18 protein-coding genes and 1 other annotated feature are annotated in these 15173 nt (G+C 37.5%); of the genes, 8 read left to right on the top strand and 10 right to left on the bottom strand.

Annotated features, from left to right (window positions below):
- Together Q0K80_RS02095 and Q0K80_RS02090 are read left to right on the top strand one after the other, a co-directional pair.
- On the top strand, nucleotides 1-310 hold a 310-nt coding region (locus Q0K80_RS02095), incomplete at its 5' end, for a hypothetical protein (protein ID WP_294602457.1).
- Nucleotides 311-328: 18 nt separating this feature from the next.
- A complete protein-coding gene (locus tag Q0K80_RS02090) occupies nucleotides 329-556 on the top strand; it encodes an alpha/beta hydrolase (RefSeq protein WP_294602455.1) in 228 nt (75 codons plus the stop codon).
- Nucleotides 557-622: 66 nt separating this feature from the next.
- Here the strand turns inward: Q0K80_RS02090 and Q0K80_RS02085 are convergent, their stop codons facing one another.
- The 3 genes from Q0K80_RS02085 to Q0K80_RS02075 all read right to left on the bottom strand — a co-directional run bounded on the left by Q0K80_RS02085 (nucleotide 623) and on the right by Q0K80_RS02075 (nucleotide 4045).
- A complete protein-coding gene (locus Q0K80_RS02085) occupies nucleotides 623-1372 on the bottom strand; it encodes an amino acid ABC transporter ATP-binding protein (RefSeq protein ID WP_294602452.1) in 750 nt (249 codons plus the stop codon).
- Nucleotides 1372-2997, bottom strand: coding sequence for an ABC transporter substrate-binding protein/permease (locus Q0K80_RS02080; RefSeq protein WP_294602450.1), 1626 nt, complete (start codon nucleotides 2995-2997; stop codon nucleotides 1372-1374). Before Q0K80_RS02080 ends, Q0K80_RS02085 begins: the two co-directional genes overlap by 1 nt.
- A 415-nt stretch (nucleotides 2998-3412) precedes the next feature.
- Nucleotides 3413-4045: a DNA-3-methyladenine glycosylase gene (locus Q0K80_RS02075; RefSeq protein ID WP_294602446.1), complete on the bottom strand. Its 633-nt coding sequence runs from the start codon at nucleotides 4043-4045 to the stop codon at nucleotides 3413-3415.
- A 43-nt stretch (nucleotides 4046-4088) separates the two neighbouring features.
- On the opposite strand from Q0K80_RS02075, the gene Q0K80_RS02070 reads away from it, so the two are divergent.
- On the top strand, nucleotides 4089-4448 hold the full coding sequence (locus Q0K80_RS02070; RefSeq protein WP_294602444.1) for a DUF488 domain-containing protein: 360 nt from the start codon (nucleotides 4089-4091) through the stop codon (nucleotides 4446-4448).
- Here Q0K80_RS02070 and Q0K80_RS02065 read toward each other — a convergent pair.
- The 3 genes from Q0K80_RS02065 to asnA all read right to left on the bottom strand — a co-directional run bounded on the left by Q0K80_RS02065 (nucleotide 4443) and on the right by asnA (nucleotide 7180).
- Nucleotides 4443-5222 (bottom strand): TerC family protein, encoded by a 780-nt coding sequence (locus tag Q0K80_RS02065; RefSeq protein WP_294602442.1) that lies wholly within the window; start codon nucleotides 5220-5222, stop codon nucleotides 4443-4445. The genes Q0K80_RS02070 and Q0K80_RS02065 overlap by 6 nt on opposite strands.
- A 116-nt stretch (nucleotides 5223-5338) precedes the next feature.
- Nucleotides 5339-6043 carry an NAD-dependent protein deacylase gene (locus tag Q0K80_RS02060; protein WP_294602439.1) on the bottom strand — a complete coding sequence of 235 codons (705 nt, stop codon included), beginning with the start codon at nucleotides 6041-6043 and terminating at the stop codon, nucleotides 5339-5341.
- Nucleotides 6044-6166: 123 nt separating this feature from the next.
- A complete protein-coding gene (gene asnA, locus Q0K80_RS02055) occupies nucleotides 6167-7180 on the bottom strand; it encodes an aspartate--ammonia ligase (RefSeq protein ID WP_294602437.1) in 1014 nt (337 codons plus the stop codon).
- 59 nt (nucleotides 7181-7239) lie between these two features.
- Nucleotides 7240-7478: a binding site (T-box leader), on the bottom strand.
- Nucleotides 7479-7600: 122 nt separating this feature from the next.
- Between asnA and Q0K80_RS02050 the strand changes: the two genes are divergently transcribed.
- Nucleotides 7601-8077, top strand: a complete 477-nt coding sequence (locus tag Q0K80_RS02050) for a hypothetical protein (protein ID WP_122025537.1) — start codon at nucleotides 7601-7603, stop codon at nucleotides 8075-8077.
- A gap of 27 nt (nucleotides 8078-8104) precedes the next feature.
- Here Q0K80_RS02050 and Q0K80_RS02045 read toward each other — a convergent pair whose 3' ends face one another.
- A complete protein-coding gene (locus tag Q0K80_RS02045) occupies nucleotides 8105-8407 on the bottom strand; it encodes a nucleoside triphosphate pyrophosphohydrolase (protein ID WP_294602433.1) in 303 nt (100 codons plus the stop codon).
- Between the two features lie 136 nt (nucleotides 8408-8543).
- Between Q0K80_RS02045 and Q0K80_RS02040 the strand changes: the two genes are divergently transcribed.
- Nucleotides 8544-9185: a nitroreductase family protein gene (locus Q0K80_RS02040; protein WP_294602431.1), complete on the top strand. Its 642-nt coding sequence runs from the start codon at nucleotides 8544-8546 to the stop codon at nucleotides 9183-9185.
- Between the two features lie 51 nt (nucleotides 9186-9236).
- On the opposite strand, the gene cls is transcribed toward Q0K80_RS02040, so the two are convergent.
- Nucleotides 9237-10694, bottom strand: a complete 1458-nt coding sequence (gene cls, locus Q0K80_RS02035; protein WP_294602429.1) for a cardiolipin synthase — start codon at nucleotides 10692-10694, stop codon at nucleotides 9237-9239.
- Between the two features lie 23 nt (nucleotides 10695-10717).
- Entirely contained in the window at nucleotides 10718-11650 is a 933-nt protein-coding gene (locus Q0K80_RS02030) for an alpha/beta hydrolase (protein ID WP_294602426.1), read from the bottom strand.
- 69 nt (nucleotides 11651-11719) lie between these two features.
- On the opposite strand from Q0K80_RS02030, the gene Q0K80_RS02025 reads away from it, so the two are divergent.
- Nucleotides 11720-12523, top strand: a complete 804-nt coding sequence (locus tag Q0K80_RS02025; protein ID WP_294602423.1) for a ribonuclease H family protein — start codon at nucleotides 11720-11722, stop codon at nucleotides 12521-12523.
- 4 nt (nucleotides 12524-12527) lie between these two features.
- Here Q0K80_RS02025 and Q0K80_RS02020 read toward each other — a convergent pair whose 3' ends face one another.
- The gene (locus Q0K80_RS02020; protein WP_294602462.1) at nucleotides 12528-13457 is read right to left on the bottom strand and encodes a DUF1002 domain-containing protein; all 930 of its coding nucleotides are present in this window, start codon (nucleotides 13455-13457) and stop codon (nucleotides 12528-12530) included.
- A 175-nt stretch (nucleotides 13458-13632) separates the two neighbouring features.
- Between Q0K80_RS02020 and Q0K80_RS02015 the strand changes: the two genes are divergently transcribed.
- Together Q0K80_RS02015 and Q0K80_RS02010 are read left to right on the top strand one after the other, a co-directional pair.
- A complete protein-coding gene (locus tag Q0K80_RS02015; protein ID WP_294602421.1) occupies nucleotides 13633-14478 on the top strand; it encodes a glycosyltransferase family A protein in 846 nt (281 codons plus the stop codon).
- On the top strand, nucleotides 14475-15131 hold the full coding sequence (locus Q0K80_RS02010; protein WP_294602419.1) for an alpha/beta hydrolase: 657 nt from the start codon (nucleotides 14475-14477) through the stop codon (nucleotides 15129-15131). The genes Q0K80_RS02015 and Q0K80_RS02010 overlap by 4 nt, the downstream gene beginning before the upstream one ends.
- Nucleotides 15132-15173: the final 42 nt, after the last annotated feature.

The following is a 15173-nucleotide window of genomic DNA, read 5'->3' as shown; positions in this document are numbered from 1 at the left end:
TACGCAATACATCGGAATTGGTCAAGTCGTTAATATGAAAAAGAACATTGCTTTACAAAAAGCTTTTTTACGAACAAAAATGAAAAACACTGCCAAACTCGACCAACTTGATTTTGTCCATGAACCAACTAAAGCCAGTCTCAAATTAACTAAAATGATTGTAGCTTATGGCGGCTCAATCTACGGCGCTAAAAACTACCGTAAATTAATTGGTCCTTTTATATCTGCAATTGGTCCTTTTATATCTGCTAAAGATTATTCTTTTAAAGACTTAATTCATCGTTTGCAAGGCTCGAAGCAATCAATTTAATATTTTTGGGAGGAACTGATGGACGTTAATTTTGAAAATATCCTGCATTTTGCCGTTCCCATCACTTTCTGTGAGGGCAGGCATGACCACCATGTGTCCTCGCAATTGACTGCAGAATATGCTGCTAAAATTACTAGTCCGTGCAATATAATTTGGTTTGACCATTCCGGTCATTTCCCGCAGTGGGAGGAGTCAACTAAATTTAATCAGGAAATTATTGGACTTTTAGAGCCACAAGCAAACTAAAAAACTGGTAAATCACGTTATTCATCACGTAGATTTACCAGTTTTTTTATATTCAATTAGACCTTATTAATTATTCTGAAAATTACTCAAAAACTTGACGGTTTTTTCATTTTGCGGGTGATTGAATAATTGATCTGGCGTGCCTTGTTCAGTGATTACGCCATCGCTGATGAAAAACATTTGATCGGAAATCTCCTTCGCAAACGCCATTTCGTGGGTAACGATAATCATCGTTAAACCAGTAGTAGCCAGATTCTTCATGACGCTTAAAACTTCACCGACCATTTCTGGATCCAAAGCACTAGTAGGCTCATCAAATAACAGAATTTCAGGGTCCATGGAGATAGCACGGGCAATCGCGACCCGTTGTTGCTGTCCACCTGAAAGCTGGCTGGGGCGAGCATTAACATATTGCTCCATACCCACCTTTTTCAAATTTGTCATAGCAATTTTGCGGGCCTCGTCTTTTGACCGTTTTAATACCAATTCCTGACCTACCATGCAATTAGCTAAAACGTTCTTATTTTCAAACAAGTCAAATTGTTGGAAAACCATGCCGACTTTAGCACGGTAGATATTACGATTATAATTTGGTGCCAGGACATTTTTACCATGAAAATCAACCTCGCCAGCGGTAGGCTCCTCAAGCAGATTGATGCAGCGCAATGTAGTTGATTTACCACCACCTGAAGGACCAATAATTGTGGCGATTTCACCTTTATTAATATCAAAAGAAATATCTTTCAAAACTTGGTGTTCACCGAATGTCTTTTTAATGTTCTTTAAACTTAAAATGGTCTCATTAGATTCAGTCATTAGTTATTAGCCTCCATGTCTTTAGGTGTGCCCACTTGAACTTGGTTTGCCATTAAGTTGTAGTTTTTACTACCTTGAAGGTGTTTTTCAATTAAATTGAAGATTCTCGTGATGGTAAAGGTCAAAGCAAGGTAGATAGCAGAAATTGTCAGGTAAGTTGGGAAGAACTTGAATGTCTGACTGGCAATGGTCGAACCGACGAAGAACAATTCTGACACTGAGATAATACTTAGAACAGAAGTATCCTTAATATTAACGATAAATTCGTTGGTAATTGAAGGTAGGCAGTTCTTGATCGCTTGTGGCAGAATAATGTGCCACATTCTTTGATTATGAGTCATTCCCAAGGCACTAGCAGCTTCAAATTGACCTTCTGGTGTAGAAATAATGCCTCCCCGAATAATTTCGGCTAAATATGCACCCGTATTAATAGAAACGATTATTAGTGCGGCGACAGTTCTGTCAATATTCAGGTGCCAGAATTGGGCAATACCATAATAAATAACAGCAGCTTGCACCATCATTGGCGTACCCCGGAAGACTTCAATGTAGACCGAAAGCAGCCAGTTCACAAACTTAAGCAGCCATCTTTTACCGGTAGTGGTTGGTGTAGGAATAGTTCTAACTATACCAACTGCCAGGCCGATAAAGAAACCTACAATAGTACCAACTGAGGCTAGAAGAAGGGTCATACCGATACCGTTTAAAATCATGCCACCATATTGGCGCCACATTGATACCAGCCAAGGTTCTGACTTAGCCTTTTTGCCTTTTTTGTTATTATCAGTTTTAGGTTGCTGCTTAACAGCTTCAGTCATTAGCTTAGTTCTTTTTGCTTCAGGAATAGTAGCTAATATCTGGTTAACGCTCTTAAGCAGAGCTTTGTTGGGCTTAGCGATTCCAATGGCAGTGACAGACTCATCTTTTGTGGCGTGGAAACCAGCCATTTTGCTGACAGGAATTGACTTAATGTCAGGATCAACCATCTTAAAGGAAGTTGATTCAGTGTCTTCGGCAACATAACCATCAATAGTACCTGAAATCAAACTCTGCCGCATAGCCGCAAAATCACGCATAGCTGGCTGACGCTTAGCGCCCTTTAACTGCTTGATCAGGTCATAGTGGAAAGTACCTTGTTGTGCGGTTAATTTAGCACCTTTAAAGTCGGTTAGTTTCTTAGCATTAGCGTATCTGCTGTTAAGCTTGGTAATTACCACAAAAGTGCTGTTTCTGTAAGGCTGAGAGAAATTAATTGCCTTTTCACGCTCAGCAGTCGGACTCATACCAGCAATAATTAAATCAGCTTTGCCACTGGTTAGAGCAGGAAGCAAACCGTCCCATTCGGTCTTAACCACTTCAACTTTTCTATGTAATTTTTGACCAATAATTTTAGCAATTTTAACATCATAACCATTGGCGAATTCTTTTGAGCCTTCAATTGGCACAGCACCGTTGGCATTATTAGTTTGTGTCCAATTGTAAGGCTGGTAATTAGCTTCCATAGCTACTTTTAGTGTGCCGTCATCCTTTTTGGCATCAGCTTCAGTAAGACTAAAATTAGTCGCTATGCTCAAACAAGTGAATAAGGCAACTAGGATAGCCAACCACTTATATCTTGACTTCATTTTGAAAACCTCCATAAAATATGTTTCAAATAAAGCCAATACAATAAAAGCGTAAATAAAAACCCCGCTGTTAATCGAAACAACGAGGTTCATAATCTATTTTTAAAACAAATCATATAGCGCTCCCTGGGGACTAACCAGGACAGTCTGCAAAATATTCTCTTGCAGCCCAACAAGAAAATTGAAACGAACAATATTCTTATTTCGGCGGTAATTCTTACACTAATCTTCACAGTGTTCGCTCACTCAGATCAGTTTTGTAATAACCGCGACCTCTATTGCATTGGAAATTATTTAACTTAGAAAAATAATAGGCTATCAAAAGCAACTTGTCAATAATTTTATTTCAAAAACATTTTATAATTATCTCATTTATTTTCTTTTATTATTTTAAAAGACATGAAAAAGCTTGCCCTTACTGCCAGCCATTGTCTTTTTGATAAGCTCTCTTTTTCATTCTGGAAACATACGGGTTGCCAGCTACATAGTAACGCAGTTTTTTATTGGCCCATTCTAGTTCAGATTGGCTGACCCCAATTCTGGCACTGGTTTTAATTTCCTTAGCTAGCTTTTTGTGACTGTCATCTAAGTCAATTTTAAAAGGGGAGTCAGTTAAGAAATGTAAATTCCATTTTTTACTGTGAATGCCAAAAGCCTGCATCATTTTTGCAGGTCCATTGGTTAAAAGGACACCGTCTTTGCCTCCGCGATTTTTAATCATCTGATCTATACCCCAGGCCGGTTCGATAGCCCTAATTAAAACTCCTTGAGGTTCATTATATTCTTGCGTTGCAACATCAAAAAAGAAATATTGTCTCTGAGCATAAATATAAATAGTTCCACCTTTTCTGTAAAGACCCTCGTTTGCGGGACTGCGATGACCGCCATAAGAATGAGCTGCGCGGTCCTTGACCCCTAAATATGCTTCTACTTCTACAATATAACCACCCATAATATGTTCACCGTCATTGTATGTGAGAGGTCTGCCAATTAAATCTTTAGTAATAGCGGCAGTAGATTTATTAGTAAAATAAGTTGAATAATTCATTTTTCTTTCCGTGTAGTAAACTTAAATTAAAAGGAGATATATAATGACAAAAATAAAATTAGTGCGCATTTACGAACATGAACAACCGCTCGGATACCGCATTTTAGTTGACCGTTTGTGGCCTAGAGGCAAAAGTAAAAAAGATGCAAATTTAGATGAATGGGCAAAAGAAATTGGTCCCAGCACGGAATTGTGTAAATGGTTCAATCATGATGATACTAAATATTCTGAGTTTCGGCAAAAGTACATGAATGAATTGGATCACAATCCTGTAACTGCTGCCTTTATTACCAAAGTTAAAGATAAGCTGGTTGAACAAGATCTTCTTTTTCTTTATGGTGCAAAGAATAAAGAGCACAACCAGGCAGTTGTGCTCAAAGAATACGTTGATCAAAAACTATAATTTGCGTTTACTCTTTTTAACACGTAAAAAGTGAAAAGCAATAGTTAAAATTAGAATACTGAACACGATTAATGCAAAGGTCGTATTAGGTAATTCGTAATTCAGTGGTGGCAATGACAGCAATAGTTTAAAAGCAATGATGCCGATTAAAATATAAGCCATTGGCTGCAATTCAGGAATAATGTCCATTAACTTGATTATTATTTCGGCTACGCCACGCATGCATAAGATACCAATCATGCCGCCAATTAATACTACTACTGGATTGCTGGAAACGGCTAAGGCTGCTAAAACGGAATCAATTGAAAAAACGATATCCATTGCTTCAATTGAAATAACAGTCCGCCAGAAAAGTGACAAAAAATGTTTGCCCTTTTTTGGCGTATGTTTAGTGATCTTTTCTGATTCTGCTTTTTCTTTAAAAGCAGCCTTTTGCGGCTGCCTTTGATTGTAGAAAAACTTAAAGGACAAATAGAAAAGATAGAGACTACCAGCTAATTTAATCTCCCAAAAATTGATTAAGTAAGTACCAATGCCAATCACGATAAAGCGAAAAATATATGCGCCCCAAAGGCCATAGAACAAAGATTTTTCCTGTTGCTTTTTATCAGGCAGAACCTTAGTTTGTGCTGCTAAAACAACCGCATTATCAACGGAAAGTAAACACTCCATTAAAATCAGGGTTAAAATGATGAGCCAATCTTTACCACTGGTTAATACGTGAATCCAGTTGCTTCCACTAAAAAAGGGAGCATACATTTTAAAAATTGCCATTTAAAGGCTCTTTTCTCTTTCAGAATAAATTTAATTACTATGTTGAATTTTAACAAGTAATAACTAGTACTCGGGCGATAAACCAATTTGAATAGCTTAAAGGGCCCTTAAAAAATTTAAAGCTGCTTAAAAACATCTAGAGCATCTGCAATGATGGCAGAAATGCCTTCTGCAGGAATAGCTGTTTTATTAATTGCCCAAACTTTGGCACCGGCTTGTCTATATGACAATAATTGAGCAAAAGGATAGACTACAAAGCTGGTACCTGAAATAATTACTAAGTCAGAGTTTTGCATTGCGTTGACTGATTTTGCCAAGCTGTCGCCATTAATTGCTTCACCGTATAAAACGATTCCAGGTCTAATAATACCGCCACAATTATCATGACGGTATGATTTGGCATATTCATTGTATTCAACTGGTTTGTGACATTTAGTGCAGTAGATGTTATAGAGACAGCCGTGAAATTCAGTGACGTGTTTATTGCCAGCTTTGTTGTCCAAGCCATCAACATTTTGGGTGATTAAATCTCCTTTTTCATTGCAGATAGCGGCAATTTTCTGGTGGATTTCATTAGGCTTAGCTTCAGGAAAGTACATATTATCCATTACGAACTTGTAGAAAAATTCAGGTCGCTGATAAAGTGTTTCTTCACTCAGAATTGTTTCCGGACTTTCAGATACACCATCATAAATACCGTTTTTGGAGCGATAATCAGGAATACCGGAATGAGTTGATACCCCAGCACCTGTCAGAAAAGTAATATGGTGTGCCTGATCAATATCATTTTTTAACTCAGTTATCTTATTAGAATCAATCATAAATTTGCCTTTCTTAAAACTAGATTTTTCTACTGTTAGTTTACTACAAGATTTTGCCTGTGAGATAGGGTTATTGCAATAAAAGCCATGCTATCAGTTTCTGACAGCATGGCATTTTATTTATTAAAGAATTTGAATGTCGTGTTCCCTGCACTTATTAAGCATATCTTGAGGCCAGACGCTTGCTTGAACTTCGCCAATATGGGCTTTACCGAGCAAAAGCATGCATAAACGAGATTGTCCAATCCCACCTCCGATGGTGTAAGGCAGTTCTCCATCAAGCAACATGCGTTGAAATTCCAATTTTTCACGGTCCAGACAATCAGCTTTCTTTAATTGTTCATGGAGACTTTCTGGACTAACACGAATACCCATAGAAGAAATTTCAATTTTTTGTTTTAACGGTTCATACCAGAAAATCAGGTCACCGTTTAGTTCCCAGTCATCATAATCTGGTGCTCGACCATCATGAGGTTTACCACTTTTTTTTAGCTTGTCGCCGATTTTCATAATAAAGACGGCTTTTTCTTTTGCAGTTATCTTGTTTTCCCGTTCTTCAGGACTAATATCCGGCCAGCGGTCTTCTAGTTCTTGCGTGGTGATAAAGTAAAGCTTCTCAGGTAGGTGGTAAGTAGAAGCAGGATAACGGGAAGCGCAACCAGCTTCAATTTCTTTAATTGCTGTAAAAATTTTAGTAACGGTGCTTTTCAGAGTTTCCTCTGTTCTCTCTTCTTTGGCAATGATTTTTTCCCAATCCCACTGATCCACGTAGAGCGAATGGAAGTTGTCTAAATCTTCATCACGGCGAATGGCGTTCATGTTAGTGAAAAGTCCTTCATGCATGTTAAAACCGTATTTTTTAAGTGCCATTCTTTTCCATTTAGCAAGTGAATGAACGACTTCAAGTGTATCATCTGCAGGCAGATCCTTGGCATCAAAGGCTACTGGACGTTCGACCCCATTCAGGTTATCGTTAATTCCAGTATGTTTTTCAACAAAAAGCGGGGCAGACATTCTCTGCAAATTTAATTTTTTAGCTAGAACCCTTTGGAATTCTTCTCGAATAAAGACGATAGCTGCTTCTGTATCACGAATTGTAAGAGTTGGGTGATAACCTTTGGGTAAAATTAAAGTCATTGTTTTGACCTCCTATAAGTTAAGGAAAAGAAAAAGCCCTTTATCCCGTTTTTAATAAAAACAAGGACGAAAGGCTTTTTCCGCGGTACCACCTTAATTGCCCCAAAGGGCCAACTCATGAAGCACTAACATGCTTCACCAGCGTGGTAACGTACTGGAGACGACACAACCTACTTTTACTTGAATTTCAGCGTGCTGCTAAAAGTGTTTTTCAATAACTCAGGGTCTAACGGCTTTCCACTGCCACCGATTCACTTAAAGAGGTAAGTTATTTACTCGTCTTTTTCATTGCATTTAATTTGATAATAATTCAATCATAATTTTAATAAAAATGCAAGTAAAATATCATTAATGTTGATTAACCGCTCTAAAGACTGTGAGTCTGTTATAATAGATAAAAATACAATTGAGGAGAGTCATATGATAGTTTTTTATTTAATTCTGGATGCCTTACTTTTAGGCTACACCTGTTATAGCTGGTACTGGCAGGCAAATATTGATTTAAAGGGACATTATCGCTCCTCTTCAATTATTTGGGCCGTAATTTTTATCTGGATCGGTTTTACCTGGCAGTTAATTGAAAAGGGAGATCCAGGTTTAAGTATATTTTTAGCGATTTTCTTAATGATAGGTATTATTGACGGCTTTACAGGTCTTGCACCAAAAAGGGCCGTAGTTTCAGGTTACTTTCGGCGAACGATTTCATATTCGGAAATTGCAATGGTAACTTTAATTAAAGTACCTAATCCGAAGAAAAAGCAGGTAATTTGTATTTTGACAACCCAAAAGAACAGACAATATTACCTGCGCTTTTCCTATGGCGTTGCGCAAATTGTTGAGGCACTCAAAAATCACATTCATCATGATATTCATATTGAAATTCAGGATATTTTTTAAGTCACGCAAAAGCGTGTCTTTTTTTAATTATTTTTCTTCCCAGTTCATCTCCAAATATTTAGTAAAACCGACCTTAAGAGCGCGTTTTTTATTGACTTGATTCAAAAAAGTGTCCTGGTCAACGTTTTTAAATTTGAGGTAGGCTAAGATAACTTCATAAACGTCACCTAGCTCTTCAATTAAATTAGTTTCGGTTTTAGCGGCAAGAACTTCGTTAGTTTCTTCAATTAATTTTTGCTTTAATGCTGGTTCAATTTCTGCTGGAGCAAGTTTGCGATAAGTAGCATAATGAGCAAATTCGGGAATTTTATCTCTGACTAATTTTTTCATTTTCATAGACCTTTCTTAGCTGTAATAATTTATATATTATTATACTGCTAATAATTATAAATAATATGTGAAGGCGGTAACAAAATGTAGTAAAATTAACAAGTAGAAATATATTTAATAAAGAAAGTGTGACGAAATGCGTAATAACGATTTTAATGATGTGGTTCAAAATCGTCATTCTGTGCGCCATTTTGATAAGAGTGCCAAGATTCCGCGTTCAGAATTTGAAGAAATGTTTGCAGAAACAATTACAGCACCATCAGCTTGTGATTTACAAGCTTGGCATTTTGAAGTAGCTGATACGCCAGAAAGCTTAGCTAAAGTAAAAAAATATATGATGAAATTTAATTATCCTCAGGTCGATAGCTGCTCTGCTGTCGTACAAATATTTGGCTATAGTGATGCTTACAAGTCCTATCATGAAATGTGGAATAAGAATTATGAAGAGGGCCAAATCACTAAAGAAAAATTAAATGAAATTTTAAGTACTTTTTTGCCATTGTATGAAAATGGTAGCTATGAAATGCGTGCAACAGATGCAATAGTTGATAGCTCTTTAGCTGCAATGCAATTTATGCTTGTTGCTCGTAATCATGGTTATGATACTAACCCAATTGCTGGTTATGACGTTTCCAAAGTTTCGCAAACCTTTGGTCTTGATCCTAAACTTTATGTGCCAGTGATGGCAATTGCTATTGGAAAAAGTAAGGAAACTGCAGATTCTTTAATTAAAACAACTCGCTACCCAGCTGAAAGTGTTTATCACTTTGCAGAATAATTAATAATAGCGCATTTTAAAAGCCTTCCACAACGGAAGACTTTTTGTTAATTATAAAATAGGTGAAAGCATCCGTGAGAAACTCTGCAGAATCTTAAACCAGCGACTTTGTTTGGCTATGTCTTCGGGTGTTAATAATGATGAATCTTTCATATCATCTTCAAAAGACTGCGCAACCTCACTGGTGAAATTTTTATCATAAAAAACGGCAACGTCTTCAAAGTTAAGATCATAAGAGCGGTAATCTTGGTTCATAGATCCTACTGTTGAGAAAGTATCGTCAACTACAATCGTTTTGGCATGGATAAACCCCTTGTTATAAATGTAAATCTTGATACCGTAACGGGATAGTTCGTTAGCGTACCACTGCGTTGCGCGGTAAATGAAGGGGTGATCTGGTTTGCAAGGAATCATAATTCTGAGATCTATTCCTGAGCGTGCAATGGTTTGTAAAGTAGCAAACATTGCGTCGTCTGGAATTAGGTAGGGTGTTTGAATCCAAACCCTTTTTTTAGCTAGCGACATGAGCCGCATAATCCCATTGCGCATATTAGCATTATAACTGTCAGGCCCGTCTGAAACTATTTGAATTGCCACGTCGCCACGATGAATGTCGTTTTCATCCAAATTCGGGAACAAAATAGTGTTAAATGTGATTACTTGGCTTTCCTTTTGAATGGAAGCATTCCAATCCATGACAAAGCGCTCTTGCAAGAGCAGAGATGCTGAACCGACAATTCTAACATGACTGTCACGCCAATAACCAAATTTTTTCTTGCGACTGAGATATTGATCACCAATATTAAAGCCACCAGTCCAAGAAGTTTTACCGTCAACTACCACAATTTTGCGGTGCAAGTGGTAGTTAATCCGGTATCGCGTAATCATGTTGCGAGAGGTAATAAAGGGTAGCACAACTCCGCCTGCTTTTCTTAATTGGTCAAACCAGGCTTTAGTTGCTCCCATTGAACCCCAGGCATCATATAGTAAGCGTACAGACACGCCTTCTTGTGCTTTTTGAATAAGCAAGTCGAGAAAATCATTGCCTATTTCATCATTATAAAAGGTGTAAAACTCAACATTCACAGACTGTTTAGCTTTTTTGATGTCACGCATCATGTCATGAAACATGATTTCACCATCGGTGTAAAGCTTAACGTGGTTGTTTTTACTTAATGGTGACTCACCATCGTGATCAAAAAAGTGGATAACCATCTTGGCCTTATTTGACGTATCAGATGTGCTGATCTTTTTAGGTGCAGCAGTAATAGATTTTTGGACGTTCCGCAGCCCAATATGATGTTGTTTGTTAATAGCAAAGATATTTTCCTGTGAAATTCCCCGACCGAAAAAGCCGTAAATAATCATTCCTAAAACTGGAAAAACCAGCAAGATAATCAGCCACGCCCAGGTTGTTAAGACAGACCGTCTTCTGTGAAAGACGATGTAAAAGGCTAATATAGTATTAGTAATAATGATGATGCGTCCTATGTCACGGAGCAGAATCACACTTATTTCCTCCAAAAATCAAATTACTTTTTAAGACCAATAAATTTATCAATAATGTCGATCACAAAGGGATTATCATGCATCCAGCTGTGTTCTGCGTACTTTTTACCCCGAATCTCAACTTCATGATAAGATTTGGCATAAGGTGCTAAAATGTAGCGGATGCTTTTAGCAGAAGTCACGGAAATAAATTTATCGCTGTTGGTGTTGTCTAAAACATTGCCATAAATGTTTAGCACTGAAATATTGGGATTAAATCGTTTGCGTCTGAGTAAAAGATACAAGTAGTGCAAGTTAACTACAGCTGGACGTCCCTTTTGATTGAAAGCATTAACGTTGGGAATATCTCCTAAGTATACTACCCCGTCAAAAGGACCTGCGATAAAAGCACATTTGACCAAATGAGGGAACTGCTTTTTACGGGATTTGCGCATTTCTGTGCGCACGATGCAGGGACAGGCAAGAGAGTGTGCGATTGCCGAATAGTGAGAAAAATGGTACCTTTGAGCTAAGAATGGTAATGTAAAACGCAAATAGTAATCAATTGCATAAACGCCAACGAGTCGCTGGCGAAAAACAACTTGTACAATGGGATTTCGATCACCTGTCCAGGTACCTTCCAACTTGAAATTACCCAGTAAGTCAGTAGTTACTTTGAGATACTTCGAAGTTCCTTTATCTATCAAAGCTTGCTGAATCATTACCTTGGTAGTATAGTCACCGCCACGAAAGCCATGAAAATAAATTATCGGTACTTGTTCAAAGTTACCTTTTTTTGGTTCAATGGTGGCGTCATCTTCAATTCTTTTTTTATGTAAACGCAAAAAAATACGAGTTGGTGCAAAAGTTGCCAAAGCAGCGAGAAAAAGCATACTGAGTCTGCTAGGTTCTTGTGCAAGATCACGCTTGTGGTTTTTTTCCACTTCTTCCTTGTATTTTTTAGTATTGAAGAACATAATACCACCTTAAAAATAGAACTACATCTATTTTAGCATTGACTAGACAAATTAGTGAAAGGGGAACATATGAAATTTTATGCAGTAAAAAAGGGCCGCAAGCCAGGCGTTTATCGCACTTGGGATGAAGCCCGAAAACAGATTGATGGCTATTCTGGAGCTGAGTTTAAATCTTTTAGCAAAATAACGGATGCTACAGAATATTTGGACTGGGACCACGAAACGGTTCAACAGGTCTTTCAAAAAGACGAGGATTCATTAAAAGAGACAATTGCCAAGATTCAAAGAGAAAGCCGTAAAATCAAGGATAATCCTTCTGCTCCAGCAACTTCTTCTAAAAAGAATAGAGCATTAAACGGGACAACTAAAGCAAATCCGTCCAGCTTTTTTGCCACAATCTATACAGATGGCGGTACTCGTAATACCGGCAATTTTAAAGGTGGCCATGTGCGTGCAACGGATAAAGCTGCATGGGCCTATCTAATTGAATGGCAAGAAGATGGCCAACAAAAGTCTGCTTATGATTCAAACGGTGAGTTTGGTGCGACTAATAATAAAATGGAATTAACTGCATTAATTGAAGCTCTCAAAAAATTGCTTGAGTTAAACTTTAACCACCAGCCGCTACTATTTGTACTCGATTCTCAATATGTTCTAAATCCGATTACCAAAGGCTGGCTTAAGGGTTGGAAAAAGCGTGGCTGGACCAAAAGCTCTAAGGGCCCAATTGCAAATCTTGAATGCTGGCAGGAACTGGATCAGCTCTTGGCTGAATTTTCTCAGACTAAATTTGAATGGACTAAAGGCCATGCCAATAATCGCGGTAACGAATTTGTTGACCATACATTAAATAAGTTTATGGACCAAATGTAATTAGTTAAAATGTAGTGACTATTAAACCGCCAAACAAATGACTGAAAAATGAGGTAATATTGTGCCAAATTTGTTCAAACCAATTGCGGTTTTCCGGGGTATTTATTTTATCGAAAATGTCTTTTGCATTCTTTTTAATATTTTTTGATAAAGCATCAGCCTGGTCTCTAAATTTATGATTTTTTAAAGCACCAGAATCACGCACTTCAATTAAGATGTTGATTATTTGCTGTTTCTGATTATTATTAATGACGTCGCCAAGATGATTGATGTTAATTTGATTGTTAACAATGTCATGAATTTGACTGTTTGAAATATTATTACCGATTTTACCCATTTCCTGTTTTGCACCTGCAACAGCGTTGTTCAGTTGCGCATCACTATAGCCGTCTTTATCTTTATTTTCTTTAGTAATTTTACTCAATGTGTTTATTTCGTCTTGAGCTGCATTAACCTGGCTCTGATTTAAGTTTTCTCCGGTTTTGCTATAAGCGGCGTAGACACCAGCTAAAGCACCAGAGCCATCAATAGGAACAGCACTGGTAACGTAAATATTAGCGTCAGAAATACCGGCAGTTAAAGCGGCATTTTTATATTGATCGGATGTGATTGTGGTAATATTATTGCGTCCTTGATAGTCAAGGATGTGGACATTAATACCATTACCAGAAGCAGTCTTTTCAATCATTGCACTAGACCAGACACCAGAATTAGTAGTAAAGTTAGCACCAGATGGGTTAAGGTATTTGACTAAGTCGGCACCCGTGATGGTAATAGTTTGATAGCTAGTGCCCTTTAAAGGTTCGCTGAGTGTTTTTAACGTGCCGTTTTTTTGCGTTTCAGTCAAAGACGTTCCCAGGCAAACTACGGGCAAATCATCTGCTTTAACTGTTTGCTTAACAGTACCACATAAAATGGTACCAAAAAATAACATTGTAATAATAGCTAAAATAGTTTTTGCTTTTTTCATATGTAATTAGCTCCTTTTGACTGTCCTTAATTATACTAAATGATAAACGCAAAAAGTTTAAATTATAGTTATGTACTACTTACTTTACGTTATTTTTAATATTTAAGATGGTATAATAACAAAAGTAAAGGAGGAAGCTATGACTGAGCAACCTGAATTAACTGTCATCATGCCAGTTTACAATGTTGAAAGATACTTGACTCGAGCACTTGATCATTTGGCACAGCAAGATGATCCGAATTTTAAGTTGTTAATTGTCAATGATGGTTCAACGGATAATACTAGAAAAATAGCTGAGAGCTATCGCGCACGATTCCGTTACTTTAAAATAATAAATAAGCATAATGGTGGCCTTTCTGATGCGCGTAATGTTGGTATTGCGAATGTTGATACACCATATTTTACTTTTCATGATGGTGATGACTGGGTAGATTCCGGTTATACAGCTTTTTTTGTAAATGCCTTTCATGATCATCCCGATGCTGCAATGGTTTCCTGTGGCTTTTGGCTTGATTACGAAAATAAGCAAGGCTCAATTCCTGTAACTAAAAAAGTTGTACAGGGAATGAAAGGTAAGGCTAGAACGTACCAGCTAATCAGTAATCCATTTGGCTCTTTATGTGATAACCATTGCTTGGCTACTCCTGTTAAAGGCTATACTTGGAACAAAGGCTACAAACTGTCGGTTATACGCCAGAATCATCTTAGTTTCAAGAAAAACTTGGCCTTTATGGAGGATCAAATATTTAATGTCCAATACTTGGCTTTAACAGAGGGCTTTTATTGTGATAGCAAGCCTTTATATCATTACTGGCAACGCAAAGACAGTATGGTTCATCACTTTAATTCAAAAATGATTCCTGATAATTTTAAAGCGAATTACATAATTGCTAAAATTATTATCCGTAGCTTGTGGCATGAACATAAGAAGGAAAATGGTTCTAATCAGAAGTTGATTGAGGCTAGTGAGAGAGACCAAAGATGAGAGAAAAAGTAAATGGTAATGAACTTTATTACAGTAAATTAGGTAAGGGCGCGCCACTTCTTCTATTACACGGACACCATTTAGATGGAGGCATGTTTGACCAGATAGTGGCTCCTTTGTCTCTTTATTACACGGTTTATGTGCTGGATATGAGGGGTCATGGTCTGAGTCAGGGAGAAGCGGCAGAACACTACCAGACTGAAGTTGAAGACCTTGCGGCTTTTATTAAGCAGGTTCATATCAGAGGCTGCTATTGCTTTGGCTTTGATGCAGGCGGCTTGGTGGCAATGATGCTGGCAAGTCAAGACCAAGATATCTTTAAAAAGCTGATGATAGCAGGTGTTTTTGTTAACGGTAATGGTATCAGGCCTTACCACTATCTGACTGAAGGTTTTCTGCGCTTTTTACGCATGAACCGAGACAGTAAAGTCGAATTATTAGAGAGCTTTATGTCGGTTGACAGCTTAAAGGCAATTAAAATACCTACCTATTGTGTAGTAGGTGAAAAAGACTGGGTTAAAGTAGAACATGTCCGCTGGTATAGTCAGATTATTCCTCAAGGACAGCTTTTGGTCATGCCCAGGCAAAAACATGAAAGTTACGCCGTAAAGAGTTTCAAATTACTAAACTTAATGGAAGACTTTTTCCAATAGGTCATTAAATTTTTAGAATTAAGAGTAAATTCGCATAGTAGA

The organism is uncultured Lactobacillus sp. (genome assembly GCF_945290125.1).
Lineage (GTDB): Bacteria > Bacillota > Bacilli > Lactobacillales > Lactobacillaceae > Lactobacillus > Lactobacillus rizhaonensis.
Note: the sequence above shows the minus strand (reverse complement) of the source record. Positions and strands in the feature narration are given on the sequence as shown.

Excerpts from the sequence above, each read along its gene's own strand:
- Q0K80_RS02090 (WP_294602455.1), top strand. The coding sequence starts at position 329 with ATGGACGTTAATTTTGAAAATATCCTGCATTTTGCCGTTCCCATCACT.
- Q0K80_RS02085 (WP_294602452.1), bottom strand. The coding sequence starts at position 1,372 with ATGACTGAATCTAATGAGACCATTTTAAGTTTAAAGAACATTAAAAAG.
- Q0K80_RS02080 (WP_294602450.1), bottom strand. The coding sequence starts at position 2,997 with ATGAAGTCAAGATATAAGTGGTTGGCTATCCTAGTTGCCTTATTCACT.
- Q0K80_RS02075 (WP_294602446.1), bottom strand. The coding sequence starts at position 4,045 with ATGAATTATTCAACTTATTTTACTAATAAATCTACTGCCGCTATTACT.
- Q0K80_RS02070 (WP_294602444.1), top strand. The coding sequence starts at position 4,089 with ATGACAAAAATAAAATTAGTGCGCATTTACGAACATGAACAACCGCTC.
- Q0K80_RS02065 (WP_294602442.1), bottom strand. The coding sequence starts at position 5,222 with ATGGCAATTTTTAAAATGTATGCTCCCTTTTTTAGTGGAAGCAACTGG.
- Q0K80_RS02060 (WP_294602439.1), bottom strand. The coding sequence starts at position 6,043 with ATGATTGATTCTAATAAGATAACTGAGTTAAAAAATGATATTGATCAG.
- asnA (WP_294602437.1), bottom strand. The coding sequence starts at position 7,180 with ATGACTTTAATTTTACCCAAAGGTTATCACCCAACTCTTACAATTCGT.
- Q0K80_RS02050 (WP_122025537.1), top strand. The coding sequence starts at position 7,601 with ATGATAGTTTTTTATTTAATTCTGGATGCCTTACTTTTAGGCTACACC.
- Q0K80_RS02045 (WP_294602433.1), bottom strand. The coding sequence starts at position 8,407 with ATGAAAAAATTAGTCAGAGATAAAATTCCCGAATTTGCTCATTATGCT.
- Q0K80_RS02040 (WP_294602431.1), top strand. The coding sequence starts at position 8,544 with ATGCGTAATAACGATTTTAATGATGTGGTTCAAAATCGTCATTCTGTG.
- Q0K80_RS02030 (WP_294602426.1), bottom strand. The coding sequence starts at position 11,650 with ATGTTCTTCAATACTAAAAAATACAAGGAAGAAGTGGAAAAAAACCAC.
- Q0K80_RS02025 (WP_294602423.1), top strand. The coding sequence starts at position 11,720 with ATGAAATTTTATGCAGTAAAAAAGGGCCGCAAGCCAGGCGTTTATCGC.
- Q0K80_RS02020 (WP_294602462.1), bottom strand. The coding sequence starts at position 13,457 with ATGTTATTTTTTGGTACCATTTTATGTGGTACTGTTAAGCAAACAGTT.
- Q0K80_RS02015 (WP_294602421.1), top strand. The coding sequence starts at position 13,633 with ATGACTGAGCAACCTGAATTAACTGTCATCATGCCAGTTTACAATGTT.
- Q0K80_RS02010 (WP_294602419.1), top strand. The coding sequence starts at position 14,475 with ATGAGAGAAAAAGTAAATGGTAATGAACTTTATTACAGTAAATTAGGT.